General features: G+C 33.0%; 14 protein-coding genes and 3 pseudogenes. 5 read left to right on the top strand and 12 right to left on the bottom strand.

Translation table 11 applies throughout. The annotated features are described in order from the left end of the window. Positions 1 to 42 precede the first annotated feature (42 nt). Genes ACZ76X_RS14040 through ACZ76X_RS14025 form a run of 4 tightly spaced genes read right to left on the bottom strand, consistent with a single transcriptional unit; the run spans position 43 to position 3,396 of the window. A complete protein-coding gene (locus ACZ76X_RS14040; protein ID WP_048530399.1) occupies positions 43 to 1,107 on the bottom strand; it encodes an undecaprenyldiphospho-muramoylpentapeptide beta-N-acetylglucosaminyltransferase in 1,065 nt (354 codons plus the stop codon). Between the two features lie 48 nt (positions 1,108 to 1,155). After that, positions 1,156 to 1,476 (bottom strand): DUF6572 domain-containing protein, encoded by a 321-nt coding sequence (locus ACZ76X_RS14035; protein WP_479850715.1) that lies wholly within the window; start codon positions 1,474 to 1,476, stop codon positions 1,156 to 1,158. 25 nt (positions 1,477 to 1,501) lie between these two features. Further along, entirely contained in the window at positions 1,502 to 2,413 is a 912-nt protein-coding gene (locus tag ACZ76X_RS14030) for an SDR family oxidoreductase (protein ID WP_479850714.1), read from the bottom strand. Next, positions 2,410 to 3,396 carry a UDP-N-acetylglucosamine 4,6-dehydratase family protein gene (locus tag ACZ76X_RS14025; protein ID WP_479850713.1) on the bottom strand — a complete coding sequence of 329 codons (987 nt, stop codon included), beginning with the start codon at positions 3,394 to 3,396 and terminating at the stop codon, positions 2,410 to 2,412. The genes ACZ76X_RS14030 and ACZ76X_RS14025 overlap by 4 nt, the downstream gene beginning before the upstream one ends. 289 nt (positions 3,397 to 3,685) lie before the next feature. Here ACZ76X_RS14025 and ACZ76X_RS14020 point away from each other — a divergent pair, with 289 nt between their 5' ends. Both ACZ76X_RS14020 and ACZ76X_RS14015 read left to right on the top strand, forming a co-directional pair. Then, positions 3,686 to 4,864, top strand: a complete 1,179-nt coding sequence (locus tag ACZ76X_RS14020) for a DUF2515 domain-containing protein (protein WP_479850712.1) — start codon at positions 3,686 to 3,688, stop codon at positions 4,862 to 4,864. Next, the gene (locus tag ACZ76X_RS14015; protein WP_479850711.1) at positions 4,770 to 5,240 is read left to right on the top strand and encodes a CBO0543 family protein; all 471 of its coding nucleotides are present in this window, start codon (positions 4,770 to 4,772) and stop codon (positions 5,238 to 5,240) included. Before ACZ76X_RS14020 ends, ACZ76X_RS14015 begins: the two co-directional genes overlap by 95 nt. 22 nt (positions 5,241 to 5,262) lie before the next feature. On the opposite strand, the gene ACZ76X_RS14010 is transcribed toward ACZ76X_RS14015, so the two are convergent. The 8 genes and pseudogenes from ACZ76X_RS14010 to ACZ76X_RS13975 form a co-directional block, all read right to left on the bottom strand. Further along, positions 5,263 to 5,688, bottom strand: a complete 426-nt coding sequence (locus tag ACZ76X_RS14010) for a YfmQ family protein (RefSeq protein ID WP_479850710.1) — start codon at positions 5,686 to 5,688, stop codon at positions 5,263 to 5,265. 21 nt (positions 5,689 to 5,709) lie between these two features. Further along, positions 5,710 to 5,973, bottom strand: a pseudogene (locus ACZ76X_RS14005) (LrgB family protein); the annotation flags it as partial. Next, positions 5,958 to 6,044 (bottom strand): annotated as a pseudogene (locus ACZ76X_RS14000) (holin); the annotation flags it as partial. The pseudogenes ACZ76X_RS14000 and ACZ76X_RS14005, both read right to left, overlap by 16 nt. A gap of 33 nt (positions 6,045 to 6,077) precedes the next feature. Beyond that, on the bottom strand, positions 6,078 to 7,511 hold the full coding sequence (gene pdxR / locus ACZ76X_RS13995) for a MocR-like pyridoxine biosynthesis transcription factor PdxR (protein ID WP_479850709.1): 1,434 nt from the start codon (positions 7,509 to 7,511) through the stop codon (positions 6,078 to 6,080). A gap of 60 nt (positions 7,512 to 7,571) precedes the next feature. Then, positions 7,572 to 8,252: a bacillithiol biosynthesis deacetylase BshB2 gene (gene bshB2 / locus ACZ76X_RS13990; RefSeq protein WP_479850747.1), complete on the bottom strand. Its 681-nt coding sequence runs from the start codon at positions 8,250 to 8,252 to the stop codon at positions 7,572 to 7,574. Between the two features lie 53 nt (positions 8,253 to 8,305). Continuing rightward, positions 8,306 to 8,497 carry a hypothetical protein gene (locus ACZ76X_RS13985; RefSeq protein WP_000575326.1) on the bottom strand — a complete coding sequence of 64 codons (192 nt, stop codon included), beginning with the start codon at positions 8,495 to 8,497 and terminating at the stop codon, positions 8,306 to 8,308. 358 nt (positions 8,498 to 8,855) lie between these two features. Further along, positions 8,856 to 9,842, bottom strand: coding sequence for a phosphatidylinositol-specific phospholipase C (locus ACZ76X_RS13980; protein WP_479850708.1), 987 nt, complete (start codon positions 9,840 to 9,842; stop codon positions 8,856 to 8,858). 172 nt (positions 9,843 to 10,014) lie between these two features. After that, positions 10,015 to 11,856: a S8 family peptidase gene (locus ACZ76X_RS13975; protein WP_479850707.1), complete on the bottom strand. Its 1,842-nt coding sequence runs from the start codon at positions 11,854 to 11,856 to the stop codon at positions 10,015 to 10,017. Between the two features lie 290 nt (positions 11,857 to 12,146). Here ACZ76X_RS13975 and ACZ76X_RS13970 point away from each other — a divergent pair, with 290 nt between their 5' ends. The 3 genes and pseudogenes from ACZ76X_RS13970 to ACZ76X_RS13960 all read left to right on the top strand — a co-directional run bounded on the left by ACZ76X_RS13970 (position 12,147) and on the right by ACZ76X_RS13960 (position 15,755). Continuing rightward, a complete protein-coding gene (locus ACZ76X_RS13970; protein ID WP_479850706.1) occupies positions 12,147 to 12,944 on the top strand; it encodes a cell wall hydrolase in 798 nt (265 codons plus the stop codon). A gap of 263 nt (positions 12,945 to 13,207) precedes the next feature. After that, positions 13,208 to 13,417: pseudogene (locus ACZ76X_RS13965) on the top strand (NAD(P)-binding protein); the annotation flags it as partial. A gap of 418 nt (positions 13,418 to 13,835) precedes the next feature. Further along, positions 13,836 to 15,755: an LTA synthase family protein gene (locus ACZ76X_RS13960; protein WP_479850705.1), complete on the top strand. Its 1,920-nt coding sequence runs from the start codon at positions 13,836 to 13,838 to the stop codon at positions 15,753 to 15,755. Positions 15,756 to 15,763 lie beyond the last annotated feature (8 nt).

The raw sequence follows: 15,763 nt of genomic DNA, 5'->3' as shown, positions 1-15,763 counted from the left end.
AAGATACCTTCTTTCCTTTTGTTTTTTCTATTTAAATTTCTATTACTTCACCACTTCATTTATTATATCTATTAATTGATGAATCCCCTCATCATTTGTTTTCGTATAGCCGTTCATGTTTTGAATGTATCTCTCCTTATTTGTATTCAACTTATTTACTGCATGTATGAATGCATTCGTACTTACTTTGTCTTGGAATATAACTTCTGCATATCCTTGTCGAGAAAAATATTCAGCATTTAAAACTTGATCTCCCCTACTGGAACTGTTAGTTAACGGGATAAGCAACATCGGTTTCTTCAAGAATAGCAATTCAAAGATAGCAGTAGAACCCGCTCTCGAAACTACAACACTCGCCATATTTAGTATATGTGGCAACTCTTCCCCTATATATTCAAATTGTATATAGCCCTCCATGCCAATAGATGAATCAACCTTCCCTTTACCGCACATATGAACAATATTAAAATTTAATAGTAATGTTTCCAAACTTCCCCTTACCATATCATTTATCCATTGAGCACCTTGACTCCCACCCATAATTAACAATACTGGTTTATCTTGCTGAAATTTACAATAGCTTCTTCCCCGCAATACGTTGCCCCTCTCAATTTCTTCTCTTACAATTGGTCCTACATAAACCTTTTTCTCATTACTTACATTTTCTCCTGTCTGAGGAAATGTTGTGCATAGCTTTGTAGTAAATGGTAATGCTATTTTATTTGCTAATCCTAACGTACTGTCCGGTTCACGTATTATTACGGGTACTTTATTCATCCACGCTCCTATTACTACAGGAACGGAAACAAATCCTCCTGCCGAAAAAATAACATCTGGTTTTATCCGTTTCATTAATTTATAACTTTGTATGCAACCTTTTATTATTTTAAAAGGATCTTTAAAGTTCTCCCAATCCCAATATCTCCTAAGCTTCCCTGTTGAAATACTATTGTATTTAACATTTTGAACTAATAGTTTTTCAATTCCATTTTGAGATCCAATATACTCAACTCCCCATCCTTTTTCCATGAATTTGGGAATCAATACCATATTAATCATTACATGTCCGGCTGTACCGCCCCCAGTAAAGAGAATCTTTTTATTCATAATTTATATCCACCTTTATCATTAAAAATCTTGTTTTATACTAATCTATTAAATGTAAGTAAACTTACTATTATTTATATAAACATTTAATTCAAATCCTATATCTTGCAAAAAGTCTTTAATGAAATCATAAAAATCATTTCCATACTCACTACATTCATACTGAGCAAAGACTTGGATTACAAGCCTAGTTCCCGTATCTATTACTAGATTTTTCCTATCATCCTTTTTTCCTTCCACATAAGCCCGACATTTATTTATCGCCTCATAGATACGCAAAACATGCTCTTCTTCATTTTTCCAGTCCAGCATATCAACAATTAAAAGAACTAGCGTATTTTGATTATCTATTGTTTTATAGCCATTCATATATTTCTTACACCCTTTTTATTTTTCATTGAATGCAAATGTCACTGCACTTCACATACTCAAGTACATCTTTTAATGATTGATGAAATTGAATTTCTGGGGTCCACCCTAACCTTCTTATATCCTCTATTACTAAACTCTCATTTGATTCGCTCCCACTTTTTTCTGTTTCATCTATAAAAAAATTCAATCGTGTTAATTCCTTATATTGTTCTAGCACATCTAATAAAGATCGTTTCACTCCTGAACCAATATTATATTGTTTTCCATTTATCCCATCTCGTAATAACACATGATACGCTTTAACTGCATCACGTACATCTAAAAAATCCCTACTATCTTTTAAACTGTTTACTTCAATAACAGCTTTACTTCTACCTGATTCTATATCTATCATTTTTTTTGCGAGAATCGAACAAATGCCATTCGATATTCCTGGACCAATTAAATTCGTGGGCTTTGCAATGATAATATTTGAATTCATTAATTCACTCCACGCCTCTGCAATAATGACTTGCATCGTTTTACTTAAACTATATGGATTTAAAATTTTTATGTTGCTCATACAATCTGCTTGCAAAGCAGATCCTATAACCAATGTTCTACAATGGGGTGCTTCTTGCTTAATTGCTTCTAATAAATATAATGTTCCTATTACATTAACCTCTACATATTCAAGAGCAGCTGTCCAAGACTCTATGACCGAATTCCTTCCTGCTAAATGCAATACATAATCTGGCTTTATTTGTTTCATTACCCTCATTACTTCGCTCTTATTAGTTAAATTACAAGTAATACCATTCCCAATGCTTTCTCTATGTGCACGATTTTGAAACATAGGAATTACATGAAAGCCCCGCTCTAAAAAATATTGGCAAGCATGGCGTCCTGTAAAACCATTTGCACCAGTTATTAAAAGGCTCGCATTTTTTTTCATCGTAAAAACCCTCCTTTTAATAACATTTGTTTCACCTCATGTTTTTCAAGTAAGTCTTGTTGAGAACTAAAACTCTTCACATCCACAAGCGGATAGCTAGCATAATATTCTTGAAGCCCTTCTATAGGAATAGTCGGTAGTACCACAAAATAATTTTGATCAAAACTTATACTTGTTTTACTCTCTACCTCAGATAAAAGCATTTCACTTAATTTTTCCCCTGGTCTTATCCCTACTTCTTTTACCTTCACGTTTCCCTTTTTTGAATCTTCAATTAACACTTCTGCTAAATCTGTTATTTTACATGCCGGCATTTTCATAACAAAGATTTCTCCACCTCTCCCCTGATATAAGGCTTTAAATAACAATCCAACAGCATCTTCAATCGTTAAGAAAAATCGAGTCATATTTGCATCGGTAATCCCTACTTGTGAAGATTTTTTGATTTGTTTTTTAAAAAGTGGTACCACGCTTCCGCTCGTCCCCAAAACATTTCCACCACGGACACAAATGAATTTTGTTTTCTTCGTTTGCCTATTCGCATGAACCATTAACTTTTCACCAATTGCTTTTGTCATCCCATACGTATTTGATGGGTCAGCTGCTTTATCCGTTGAAACATATATAACTTTCTCAACTTGCATCTGTATAGATGCTTCAATTACATTTTGCGTACCATTTATATTGGTTTTTATAGCTTCATAAGGATAATACTCACATACTGGAACATGTTTTAAAGCTGCAAGATGAAATACATAATGTACACCTTGGCAAGCATATGCTAGTTGATCTTTATCACGAATATCTCCAATAATAAATTTTAATCTATCATCATTTATAAACTGTTGCTGCATTTCAAACTGAATCGTTTCATTTCTTGAAAAAACCCTAATTTCTTTCGGTGATTTTTCTATTAGTTGTTTTATAAGTTCATGTCCCCACGAACCTGTACCACCAGTAATTAAAATTATTTTATTTAGCATTTCTTTTCCTCCTACCACACCATAAAATTTATTGAATTATTTTCAATTGATTTAAATCATAATCATCTTTTGTTACATTTAATTGACAAAAATAAAAAACAGAAACTATTAAACATAGTTTCTGTTTTTTATTTCACCTTACAACAGTAAGATTTTTTATACTTTTTGCATGATAACTAAATTCTTGTAAAAAACACCGCTCATTTATTTCTTATACTCGTAATAAAATAAATAGAATGATTCATAGCCAGTAATCCTGTTTAATTTTATGAAAAAGGGAGGTAATGGAATGTACCGAAGTAATTCAAACCATACATATAACGGACCTTCCCAAGCCCTGCCTCTCTCCCTATTCGATGTAAAAAATGAATTGAAACAAAAAAGCAAGCTCATTCATTCGGGCACGATGTATAAATTAACGAAAGAGGAGCAAATCATCATCAACAACATAAAAATACAAACAGAACAGCTAAATAAAAATAATGTGACAAGAACACGCGCATACTACCAATTTTACATTCAATATCCAGAAATACATTGGGCACTACTTGGGCATATGGTATCACGTAACGGTGGTTGGAATATGACTGATTTGAAGGGCGATTTATATACGAAAATTTTATCAGAAAAAGAGCAAATCACATTTTTTTCTTTTTTAGAAAGAGGGAATTGGCTTATTTTCCAAGATGTATATCCTCAATTTCTGCTTTATGAACAAAGTGTAAAAAGAGCACAAAAGCTATTTCACCTTCTCCCTCACCTAAATGTTTCTACATTTATGGAAACAATGTGGAACGATTTTTGGAAAACAGGTAACAAAAGAACATTAGCCATTGCAACTATTATTAATGAACAAAACTACTTAGAAAAAAGAGTGATTCAAAATATACAATTTAAAAAGACTGTACTTAATAGTATTGGATTTAAACTCTTTGATTTCTTTCAATTTAATCATATTATTTTCCCATTCTACGAAAATGATAAGAAACACAAAGTATTACTATTGGGTGATACAATGAAACATTTCACTTCCTTACACGAACGAATCTTAATTGGAAAAAGGTTGTATTCATTATTATTTCGAGACACACATGTTTTATCTCAAATAATAAGCTGGGCCCAGCACCATCCGCATACAGGATCAAGGAAAGATTACTGGCCTCATTTATTTTCAAGTGTCAATGAATCTTTTTCCCGTGAGTTTTATAAGCGTCGAATAAAGAAATGCCAGTTGCGTAGTGGTGCTTATCGTATATACAGTCCTGCACTCATCTATGCATGGCGAGATATGAAGCATGAAGAAGTTGACAATGAAGATTGGTTTACGGACTGGCAAGTTGTAAATTACTTAGTAGATAGGGAGGAAAATATAAATGGACAAATTACAGAAGACTACTGTAAAACACTCGAAAAAATTGAACTTGCCATTCTTGCAAAGAAAAACGTCCTCCTTCGAGAAGAAGAATGATTTTCTAGCATTAGCAGTTACAATCCTACTCTCTTCTATTATCGGAACTTGCTTAGATGCTTTCTTTGTTGCGAACCAAATCTATTCCTTTCCCGTTAGACCATTCTCATCCATTTTTTCAGTTAACATTGGCTTTACTTTGTTTGTACTACCGATTTTAACAACTGTTTTTATACAAATTTCCAAAACATTATCTACAATTTCTAGAAGTCTACATATTATTTCAATAGGTATTTGTGCTAGCATTTTTGAACAGGTTGCTGAAAGTTTCGGTTTCTTTATTCATAGTATAGATTGGAATCATACATATTCTTTATTCGGCTATATGATTTTCTTTTCTTTTATTTGGAAAGTATATCATTTCATACAAAAATAAAGAGACCATTATAGATCTCTTCCTAAGCATAATCTTCAGTTATTGCTAATGATGTAGGATTTTGAAGCCTTTTTGAACGTAAACGATAAGCAACGATTTTCTTCTTATATTGCTTGATTACATCAACATGTTCCTCATGACTATATAGAGAAAATCTAATCTCTTTATTCCCTTTCTTCGTATCAATAACAAGTGGTGTTCCTTCACCATGTGGTGGGAAATAATGTTTATCTAAAAATAAAGCTTCATTAAATTCATGAATAACTTGTCGTTTCATTTCTCCCTCTATATTCTTTCCATCTATCGATATAGAGGTATTCTCTTCCTCAAGTTTTTGATGTAATTCAAATCTACTAATAATTGATTCTACAACAGAAGTTGGCATACTAGAAACAATTACTTTAATAGCTCCAAAAATAAATAATGTAACTATAAACCATGTTGTCATTTTCATCATCTCCATTATAATTTAAAATATAAATTTCGTTCCATACGGTATGAATATACTAATAAGTATTCCAGTTACAATCATCGTCACCGAACCGATTGTCGCTTCTTTCTCGCCTTCCTTCACGAGACGACTCACACCGATAATATGTGATGCGCAGCCCATCCCTACTCCTTTTCCAATCGTACTTGTTATTCGGAAAAATTTAAGTACTGCCGGTCCGATCATAGCACCTGTTATTCCTGCAACAACTACAAAACTAGAAGTCATAGATGGAATACCCCCTGAATCCACGTACCAACTAAGCTAAATACATATAGCACGCCTACTTGCAGTAAAAGCGCCACGCACTTCATTTCTTTCCCCCATTTCAATATTAAGCACCACTATTATGAGATCTCATGTAACGTTTCCGCAAACCTCGTAATTCCCAGTTGAATTTGTTCGACATCTACTCTACCGAAAGTAAAACGAATATATTCATTTTTAGTACCTAAAACACTTCCCGGGACAAACGCTACACCATTTCGTATAGATTCACCTAATAAATGATATTCATCAAACGTTCCTTGCACTTTGCACCATAAATGTATTCCACCCTCTGGAACAAAAAATTCAACCTGGTCCCCTAATATTTCTTCAAGCTTTCTAATTAACACATCTCTTCTTTCTTTCAATTGTCTACGGAGCATTGTAATATGTGCATGAAAATCTTCTGATTCTAAAAATTGATTTGCCACCCACTGCGTAAATACACTATGGCCAAAATCAACTTGCTGTTTTGCATCCGCTAAACGTTCTATTACACGCGTAGGGCCAATTATCCAGCCAATACGTAATCCTGATGCAACAATTTTTGATAATGAACTTATATAAAGAACATTCCCGTTTTGATCCATTGATTTTAATGTAGGATTCACTTCTCCATTAAATGACGTTAAACTATATGGGTCATCTTCTACAATCGGTATCCCAAATTCAGAAGACAGTTCCAATATCTTTTTACGTCTTGCTAATGACAGCACAGTTCCCGTTGGATTTTGATAATCTGGATTCAAAAATACCATGCGAATACGATGCTTTTTATGCAAATCAATTAAGTCATCTGGATTCATGCCATGCTGATCAACAGGTAGATGGAATATTTTTAAGCCAGCAGATTTAAACATCGGCAATGAAAAGCAATACGACGGATCTTCAATTGCAATCGCGTCTCCTGGTTTTAATAAGCATTGCACGATAAGGTTAAGCGCCTGCTGTGCGCCAGATGTAATAAGGATAGAATTCGAATCTGCTTCAATTTGTTTATATTGCTGAACATGTGCTGCAATTGTTTTTCTCAACATTTCATTCCCAAGTGGATGGTCATAACCGAGGTTTTCCATAAATGTTTTCTCCGACAAAATCGTTCGGAATCTATCGCTCGGAATCAATTCTGGTGACAATTCACCGCTCGCTAAATTAATTAAGTCGTCTTTTTGTGTTTCCGTTCTAATTTGTTGAACGAGTGGTACATTAGGTAAAAACGATCCATCCTCAACGTACCTACCCCAGTTTGGTATTCGTTTATGTGAAACACCCCATATGTCTGTATTCACCCGTGTCCCGCTTCCTTTTTGCCGTTCTACTACTCCAAGTGATTTTAATTCTTCATATGCAGCTACTATTGTACTTCGGTTTACCTGTAATTCTTTCGCTAACATACGCTCAGAAGGTAACTTACTGTCAGAAGGAAACTCACCTGAAGAAATCCCCCTTTCAATATAATCCGCTATTTGTTTATATACAGGCGTCTTATCTGCACGATTTGGTTTCCATTCCATCCTGTTGTCCCCCTCTTAAAACGAACTATCCCTTAGTTAATTAATAATAGTATAAATCAGTCACATTTTCTTATCCTGAAATGGATATATCCAAAACGGTTCTTCTTCTAACCATTTAACTGTTTCTGGTACACCATCTTCATACTCACTTTTTAGTTCAGTTACTTTCGTCGCAAACTGTGATGCATGCGCTCGCAATGCCTCGAGCTTTTTTGGAACATATTCTTTTACTTCATTTTTAAAATGCGGGGGGCCTATTTCTGCTTCATGATTATTTGAAAAAGCTACCGCATAAAATGTTGGTCTTTTATTTTCTGTAATATTAGCTAACGCCTCGGCTACCGCTTCTCCTGTTGCATCATGATCTGGATGAACTGCATATCCCGGATAAAAAGAAATGACCAATGAAGGATTCAATTCTTCCACACAGTTTTGTATGACACGTCTTAACTCTTCAGGAGTTTCAAATTCAAGAGTTTTATCACGGTATCCCATCATACGTACATCTTTAATCCCTAAAATATTTGTAGCCTTCTTTAGTTCCTTCTCTCTTATCGCATATAATGATTTACGTGTTGCAAAAGGAGGATTTCCCATCGCTCTTCCCATTTCACCTAATGTTAAGCAAACATAAGTAAGCGGAACATTTCGCTGTGCATAAGCTAAAATCGTACCTGCCACGCAATATGACTCATCATCTGGATGTGGAAAAACAATTAAAACGTGGCGTTCATTTTTTATCAAAATCATACTCCTCCATCATATACAATATTAACCTTTTTCTTTCAAAACGATTAAATCACTACCGCATACCACGTTACCCCAACTAGTAGTACGAAAAGAAGAAGAATATAAATAGTTGATAAATTTTTCACATTTCTCTTTGTAGACTTGCCGTAATTCTCCTCCACATTTCGTGCAACTAGCACGGTCCCAAACAGCGATCCAATTACAATAATAACGACTAGTGAAATTGCAAAAATCATTGTATTTTCACCTCTCTACAGACAATCTATTTTAATAATGAACTTCCCCTTTAAAATGTTGATAACATACTACCTTTCTTCTCTTATCTTAATAGATGTTTATAAAAAACGGACCAACCACTTTTGTATTTTTTTGGTCATCCACTTTAACAATAAAAAAGCAACTAATCACTTAGGATCAGTTGCTTTTTTATTGTTAATTATACGCATTTTTCACTTGAAATTAATCCAACTTAACAGTTTAATCTTTTCATAATGAAACATCTATTGAAATAACTCGATAATTGTTCCGTTTACAAGATATACTGTATTTTCAATAAGAATCGACGTATGTTATCGCTTCTTACTCTCATCATCTTTATTCTTTTATTAATGACTTATTCGCTCTTATAACTTCTTGATACAATAATGGTGACCACTTTTCATTTATGTAGTCTTGCATTATCCAGCCTACTCTTGCAGGATTCTTTTGTTTTATATAGTTTGCAATTTCAGGATTTATATAAGAAGCGTAGTAATATGGACTATTCCATGCTGTACCACCAGAAGACAAGCTTGTAAAATTAATATATAGATGATTTAAATCCTCACTATTGTTCATCGTTTCATTGATCGTATCTTTAATAGATTTTACTTTCTCATCATAACTCACTTTATATTTATCTTGCACTGTTACATTTACATTTTGATTTACAGTTGTCGTAAATGTCTCATTATCTGGCCAATAAAAATTATTATATCCTCCTGTTTCATTACTACTATACCTTTTTAACAACACAATTTTCCCACGAGCATCTCCAAGTTTTATATTTCCTTCTGTTTTTAAAAAGATAGGATCAACAAAATAATTTTTTTCAAACGTATTACTAAAGGAACCTTCTGCTCCTTTCATATCCTCATACTCTTTTTTTAAAGACATAATAATCGTTTCACTTGGGTTATCTTGTAAAAATTGTTTCGCTTCGTTTATGAATTCATGCAGTGTTACATAAAGATATAAAGGTCCATGATGAAGTACTATCGTATTATCATCTGTTAAACGTCCTCTTATATCAAAGATACGAGCTCCATGATCCATTTGGTAACGAAAATCATATTCTTGCGTCATTCCCCATACTTGCTTAATTGGATTTTGTAATTTGAACGTACCACTATCATGTGTTCCCGGAATTGAAATTCGTGCCAATGGGATGTTATCAGGTACAGGTTGCATCCATTTTGACCAATTTTCAAGCTCATTAACAGAGCTAGCTGCAACGACCTGCTTATCATGTGAAGCAAATACAGATGTGCTAAATATCATAATGCATATGAATAATTTTAAAATAAAATTATTATTGCTCACTACTATTCCTCCTTTTTCTGTTTTACATCAAACTTATTGAATATAATATAAGTTAGTTCATAAAAAATAAATAACATTTTATTAATATGAAATATTGCATAGAAGTAAAGTTAAAAAAGCATTCACATATACTAAAAATATTTAAAGGAACTTCATCTGAAGTTCCTTTCGTTTATTTTATGTTCAATACATATGAACCATCTTTATTCTCATACTTATAGACATATAAATAATATTTACCTGGCTTTGCATGATAAGTTCCTTTAACTACCCTCCCTTCATTTTCACCATATGCTACATAGTTGTTTAAGTCGGATTCATGATAAAGTACCCATGTCATTCCAATGTTTTGTTCATTTAGTAGAGAAATATTCATATTTTCTGGTGAGTCATTTTGGAAAGTAAATACATCTACCTTATCACGATTATCTAGTTTTCCTTTCATTGGTGTATGAAAGGAGACTTTATTTGCCTGTCTGGGTTCATTATTTGGTTCATTTTCTGTTACTTGTAACTCATTCCCACCGTTCGGTTCTCTTTGTCCATACCCTAAATCTACTAGTATAGACTTCAAATCTGGTAAAACACCAATTTTATCTGAATATGGATCTTTAGATTTCGTTCCTGTGTTATGGTTGCTTAATATTACTCTTAATTCACTTGGTCTATATGGTTGTCCTAAATTTTCTTTAGCAATGCTTTGTACTAAAGTCGCTGCTCCTGCGATAATGGGTGAAGCACTAGATGTTCCACTAAAGCTTGAGGTATAAAGATTTACAGCACTTCGACTTTGCTCGGCTGTAGTTGTATCTACATTTTCTCCCCACCCGTACACATCAATCCGGCTTCCATAATTTGAAAACCACATACGCTCATGAGGGAAAGATGAAGAGCCCGCTCCTACCATAATTGCACCTGAATCTTTAAAATCTTTACTATTACGATTTAAGACTTGTTTACCATTTCTATCTTTAAATTGATCTAAATCATTCCACCCATTTGCTCCAGCTTCTATAATGACAACACCTTTATCTGTACCAGCACGAATCGCATCAAAGATATCTGGTTGTATTTCAACAGGTAAATATTTATCACCATATCCATCAAAGGAAGCTTGTGCCTCTAATAATAAAACATCCCCAGCTTCTAACTGATTTACAGCACTTAATATTGCATCAGCTGTATTATACTGTCCGTTATCTCTTATTTGAGAAATCACTTTCGTTTTCGCTTTTGGCGCAATCCCAATATTCCCAACCTCATTATCCTCAGAGGATACAATCCCTAGTACAGACGTTCCATGTCCAACATGCTGATCTATATTTCTTCCAGACATTAATTCAATATTTTGATGTACTAAATCCTCATGATTTAATAGCCATCCATATTCCATATCAACAAAGGTTATATCACTTCCATTCCCACCTTGGACTCCCCAGGCAAAAGGCGCATTAATACCGTATGGTGCCGCATCAAGGTAACCTTGTTTTTTATATCTAGGATTGTTATTAGGATTAAAAGATACACTTAATGGTTGTACTTCCGGTGGCGTTATTTTTTCTTGTTTCTTCACATACACATCTTCTATTAAAGAAGATGTCTTTAACTTATTTACTAGTTCTTCTTCCTGCTCACCATTTTGAGTTTGAAGAATATAGTAGTTTGATAAACTTGTAGATACATTATTAGGTGCTTTCACTTCAAGGTTTTGTATTTGTTCCGGGGTTACAGATGTGAATAAACGATTAAATGTTACATCTGGATATTCTGCAAAAAAATCTTCTAGTACTTTATCGTTCGTTTGAGATTGTATTTGTTTTTCAATACCATCTTCATATGGCAATTTCAAATCTGCTCTGAATTTTACAATGATTTGCTTATCTGTTTCTTGTTCTATCCCTAATTTACTCTGTTGTTCTATAGAATCAGCATTTACAATATTGACAGTTTCCCCTATTCCTAAAAATGTTGAAATGATTACAGCTGAAACAGATATTCTTTTAAATATATTCATTACATCACTCCTCTTATTAACAATATTTAATCATTATATTAATCTATAATGATTTTATTTATATAACATATTCCCTTTCTACTAAATAGATTATAGTAATCAGCAATATGAACTTCAACGTATTTTCATATGCAATATTTCATATTCGGACTCTACACTACATAAATAAGAAACTTATGATGATTGTTTGTTTCTTATGTGTTAATATACTTACATTAAGATATTACGTATATAAGTTCTGAACTACATTACTTAACAGTTTCACCTTATTATTCCTAGGAGGATTTATAATGAAATTATTAAAAATAAAACATATACTCCCTTTATCTGCAGCTGTAATTACATTCGTATGTCATCAAAGTACAGCTGAAGCGTCTACCATTCATACAGTAAAAAAGAATGATACACTTTGGGGCATTAGTAAACAATACGGGGTTTCAATACAATCCATTAAACAGGCTAACAATAAAGGAAACGATCAAACTTTTATTGGTGAACAGTTACATATTCCAGGGTCCACGAATTCAAAGGAAATCATCGTTCGTCAAAACGCCCAATCTGCGAACATTTCTGGACAAATTATTTATCAAGTACAACAGGGAGATTCATTAGAAACGATAGCAAAGCGTTACAACGTTACCGTTCAATCTATAAAACAAATTAACAATACAATCGGAAACAAACTTTATACAGGACAACATTTAAAAATTAACTCAAGCATTTCAGAAAAAGAAAAAGACTTAATGGCACGCTTAGTTACCGCTGAAGCAGGTGGCGAATCCTATAAAGGTAAAGTAGCTGTAGCAAAGGTTATACTAAATCGTGTAAACGCAAAAGGTTTTCCAAATACAATAACAGGTGTTATTTATGAACCTATTAAACACGGCTATGCATTTACTCCTGTTACAGATGGAAGAATTAATCATCCTGCAAGCCCAGAAGCAAAAATGGCAGTAGAAGAGGCTATCTCCACAAATGGAATACATTCCGACTGGCTTTATTTCTATAATCCGAAAACATCAACAGACAGATGGATTACGACACGTCAAACAGTAGCAGTAATCGGTAACCACGTCTTTGCTAAATAACATATAAAAAAAACAGACCTTCTCACTTAAAAGGTCTGTTTTTTTATATGTAAGAATTTATTTATCATGTGACATAGTAATCTTTGAAAACTATTTCTTCTTTTAAATAAAGACATTTGTATTTACTTCATCACTCCGAAAAATTAAAGAAGCATCGAGTTCAAAAACTCCCTCTTTATTAATACAAGCTATTTCTTAACTTCATAAAATTGTTATACACTAAAGAAATAAAAAACAAACTATTCGTTAGCAGGTGAAAGAATATGTATGATGTTACAATTATCGGCGCTGGAGTAAGTAGCATTTTTATGGCTTATTCACTAGCTAAAAGTAACAAAAAGGTTTTACTTCTTGATAAAGGTAAAGCACTAGAAGATCGTCATTGTCCTTTAGACGAAGGAAAAGTGTGTACTTGTACTACATGTGATAAATATTTTGGATTTGGCGGTTTAGGAAAATCTGAAGGGAAATATTTAACTTCCATAGTAATAACTTACTAATGATTCCCCTACCAGGAATCGGAATTTTACGAGGTACATATTTCATATAGCTGTGTATTCAAAACTATTGACATTCAATTCCAACAAATTGAATGTCAACAGTTTTAAAAGCCCCTATTCATTTTCCCTTTCATTTGTTCGATATTTTGTAACATCATCATAGTGTTTAATATGTTAGGATGTCTATAAGTATTTTTCACGATAACTATGACTTTTTCTGTTCTGTTTCTAAAAAATAGATTTACTCTTTAAAATTCCCCATTGTACGTATATGAATACTTCATATTATTACCTTTAGAAAACATAAGCTAAATGGTTCATCACACTCCAATAGTTATAAAAATATAATATATAACAGAGGTTAAATAAAATGTATAAAGAAGGTGTAACAATGAAAAATAAAATCAATTTACAAATGCAAAATATAAGCTTTGTTTTAATAATTGCTTTAGCAGTATGGTTAAAAACATATCTTATTACAAGATTCAGTTTTGATTTAAAAATTGAGTCTTCTACACAAGAGCTTATTTTATTTATTAGCCCACTCGCTGCATCATTAGCATTTGTCGGATTAGCATTATTTGCAACCGGTGAAAAGAGAAATTATATAGCGCTATGTATAAATTTCTTATTAACAATCGTACTCGTTGGGAATGTCATGTTCTATGATTTTTATAGCGATTTCGTTACGCTACCAGTACTTGGACAAACATCAAACTTTGGCCAACTAGGCGGCAGTATTATAGAAATATTGAACTACAAAATGATTCTCGCGTTCGTAGACATTATTTTCTTCTTTATTTTGTTAAAGAAGAAGGCACTCGTCTTCCAAACAGGACGTGTAACTCATCCGGCACGCTTGGGATATTTTCTCTTAACAATTGGTGTATTTTTTGTGAATTTACATCTTGCAGAAAAAGAACGACCTGAACTATTAACGAGATCATTCGACCGAGTCATGCTTGTTAAAAATTTAGGACTATACACTCATCAAGTATATGATTTAACACTACAAGTAAAATCAGGTTCACAAAAAGCACTTGCTGATAGTAGTAAATTACAAGAAACTGAAAACTACGTAAAGGCAAACCAAAGTGAGCCGAATCCTAATATGTTTGGTGCAGCGAAAGGGAAAAACGTAATTGTCGTTACTCTTGAATCCTTGCAAACCTTCTTAATAGGTGCATCAGTTAATGGGCAAGAAGTTACACCATTCTTGAATGAATTCATAAATGAAAGCTATTACTTCGATAACTTTTTCCACCAAACTGGGCAAGGAAAAACGTCCGATTCTGAATTTCTAATCGATACATCGTTATATCCATTAAATCGAGGAGCTGTATTTTTCACACACGGTAACAATGATTATACTGCGACTCCAGAAATTTTACGTCAGCAAGGCTATTTCACTTCTGTATTCCATGCGAATAACGCAACATTTTGGAATCGTAATATCATGTACTCTGCTCTTGGTTATGATCGTTACTATAACGAACTTGATTACAAAATTACACCCGAAACAAATTTAAATTGGGGATTAAAAGATATCGAATACTTTGACCAATCAGTAGATATATTAAAAACTATTGATCAACCATTTTACGCTCGTTTCCTTACGTTAACGAACCATTATCCATTTACGTATGATGAAGATACAAAATTCATTGAACCATATAACTCTGGTAATGGCGTATTTGATCGTTATATCGTAACAGCACGTTACTTAGACGAATCAATTAAAAAGTTTATTGAGCGTTTAAAAGCCGAAGGAATGTATGATGATTCTATTATTGTGTTGTACGGTGATCATTATGGTATTTCTGAAAAACATAATCGTGCAATGGCACAGTTTTTAGAAAAAGATCAAATAACAGAATTTGATACTTTAAATTTACAACGCACACCTTTATATATTCATATGCCTGGACAAACAGAAGGCCAAACAATTTCAAAACCTACGGGACAAATCGATATGAAACCTACGATTCTAAATTTATTAGGGATTGATACTACGAACGATATCCGTTTTGGTCATGATATGTTTTCAGATGAATATACCGGTTTTGTCGTGTTACGTGACGGTAGCTTTATTACAGACAAATATGCGTACACAAACAATACTTTCTATGATCGCATAACAGGTGAAATTGTAGATTTACCAAAAAAAGAAGCACAAGCACTCATTAACCGTGCACAAAAGGAATTACGAATGTCTGATAAAATCATTGAAGGCGACTTATTACGTTTCTCACACAGTAATAAAATAAAAACTGGTGAAGTACAAACTAAAATTAAAGAGACTGAAAAATAATGTAAATA

The sequence above is a fragment of the Bacillus sp. BC05(2025) genome (assembly GCF_056725905.1).
Note: the sequence above shows the minus strand (reverse complement) of the source record. Positions and strands in the feature narration are given on the sequence as shown.

What these genes read in the sequence shown, in the direction of transcription:
- ACZ76X_RS14040 (WP_048530399.1), bottom strand. Translation starts at nt 1,107, where the DNA reads ATGAATAAAAAGATTCTCTTTACTGGGGGCGGTACAGCCGGACATGTA.
- ACZ76X_RS14035 (WP_479850715.1), bottom strand. Translation starts at nt 1,476, where the DNA reads ATGAATGGCTATAAAACAATAGATAATCAAAATACGCTAGTTCTTTTA.
- ACZ76X_RS14030 (WP_479850714.1), bottom strand. Translation starts at nt 2,413, where the DNA reads ATGAAAAAAAATGCGAGCCTTTTAATAACTGGTGCAAATGGTTTTACA.
- ACZ76X_RS14025 (WP_479850713.1), bottom strand. Translation starts at nt 3,396, where the DNA reads ATGCTAAATAAAATAATTTTAATTACTGGTGGTACAGGTTCGTGGGGA.
- ACZ76X_RS14020 (WP_479850712.1), top strand. Translation starts at nt 3,686, where the DNA reads ATGTACCGAAGTAATTCAAACCATACATATAACGGACCTTCCCAAGCC.
- ACZ76X_RS14015 (WP_479850711.1), top strand. Translation starts at nt 4,770, where the DNA reads ATGGACAAATTACAGAAGACTACTGTAAAACACTCGAAAAAATTGAAC.
- ACZ76X_RS14010 (WP_479850710.1), bottom strand. Translation starts at nt 5,688, where the DNA reads ATGACAACATGGTTTATAGTTACATTATTTATTTTTGGAGCTATTAAA.
- pdxR (WP_479850709.1), bottom strand. Translation starts at nt 7,511, where the DNA reads ATGGAATGGAAACCAAATCGTGCAGATAAGACGCCTGTATATAAACAA.
- ACZ76X_RS13985 (WP_000575326.1), bottom strand. Translation starts at nt 8,497, where the DNA reads ATGATTTTTGCAATTTCACTAGTCGTTATTATTGTAATTGGATCGCTG.
- ACZ76X_RS13975 (WP_479850707.1), bottom strand. Translation starts at nt 11,856, where the DNA reads ATGAATATATTTAAAAGAATATCTGTTTCAGCTGTAATCATTTCAACA.
- ACZ76X_RS13970 (WP_479850706.1), top strand. Translation starts at nt 12,147, where the DNA reads ATGAAATTATTAAAAATAAAACATATACTCCCTTTATCTGCAGCTGTA.
- ACZ76X_RS13960 (WP_479850705.1), top strand. Translation starts at nt 13,836, where the DNA reads ATGAAAAATAAAATCAATTTACAAATGCAAAATATAAGCTTTGTTTTA.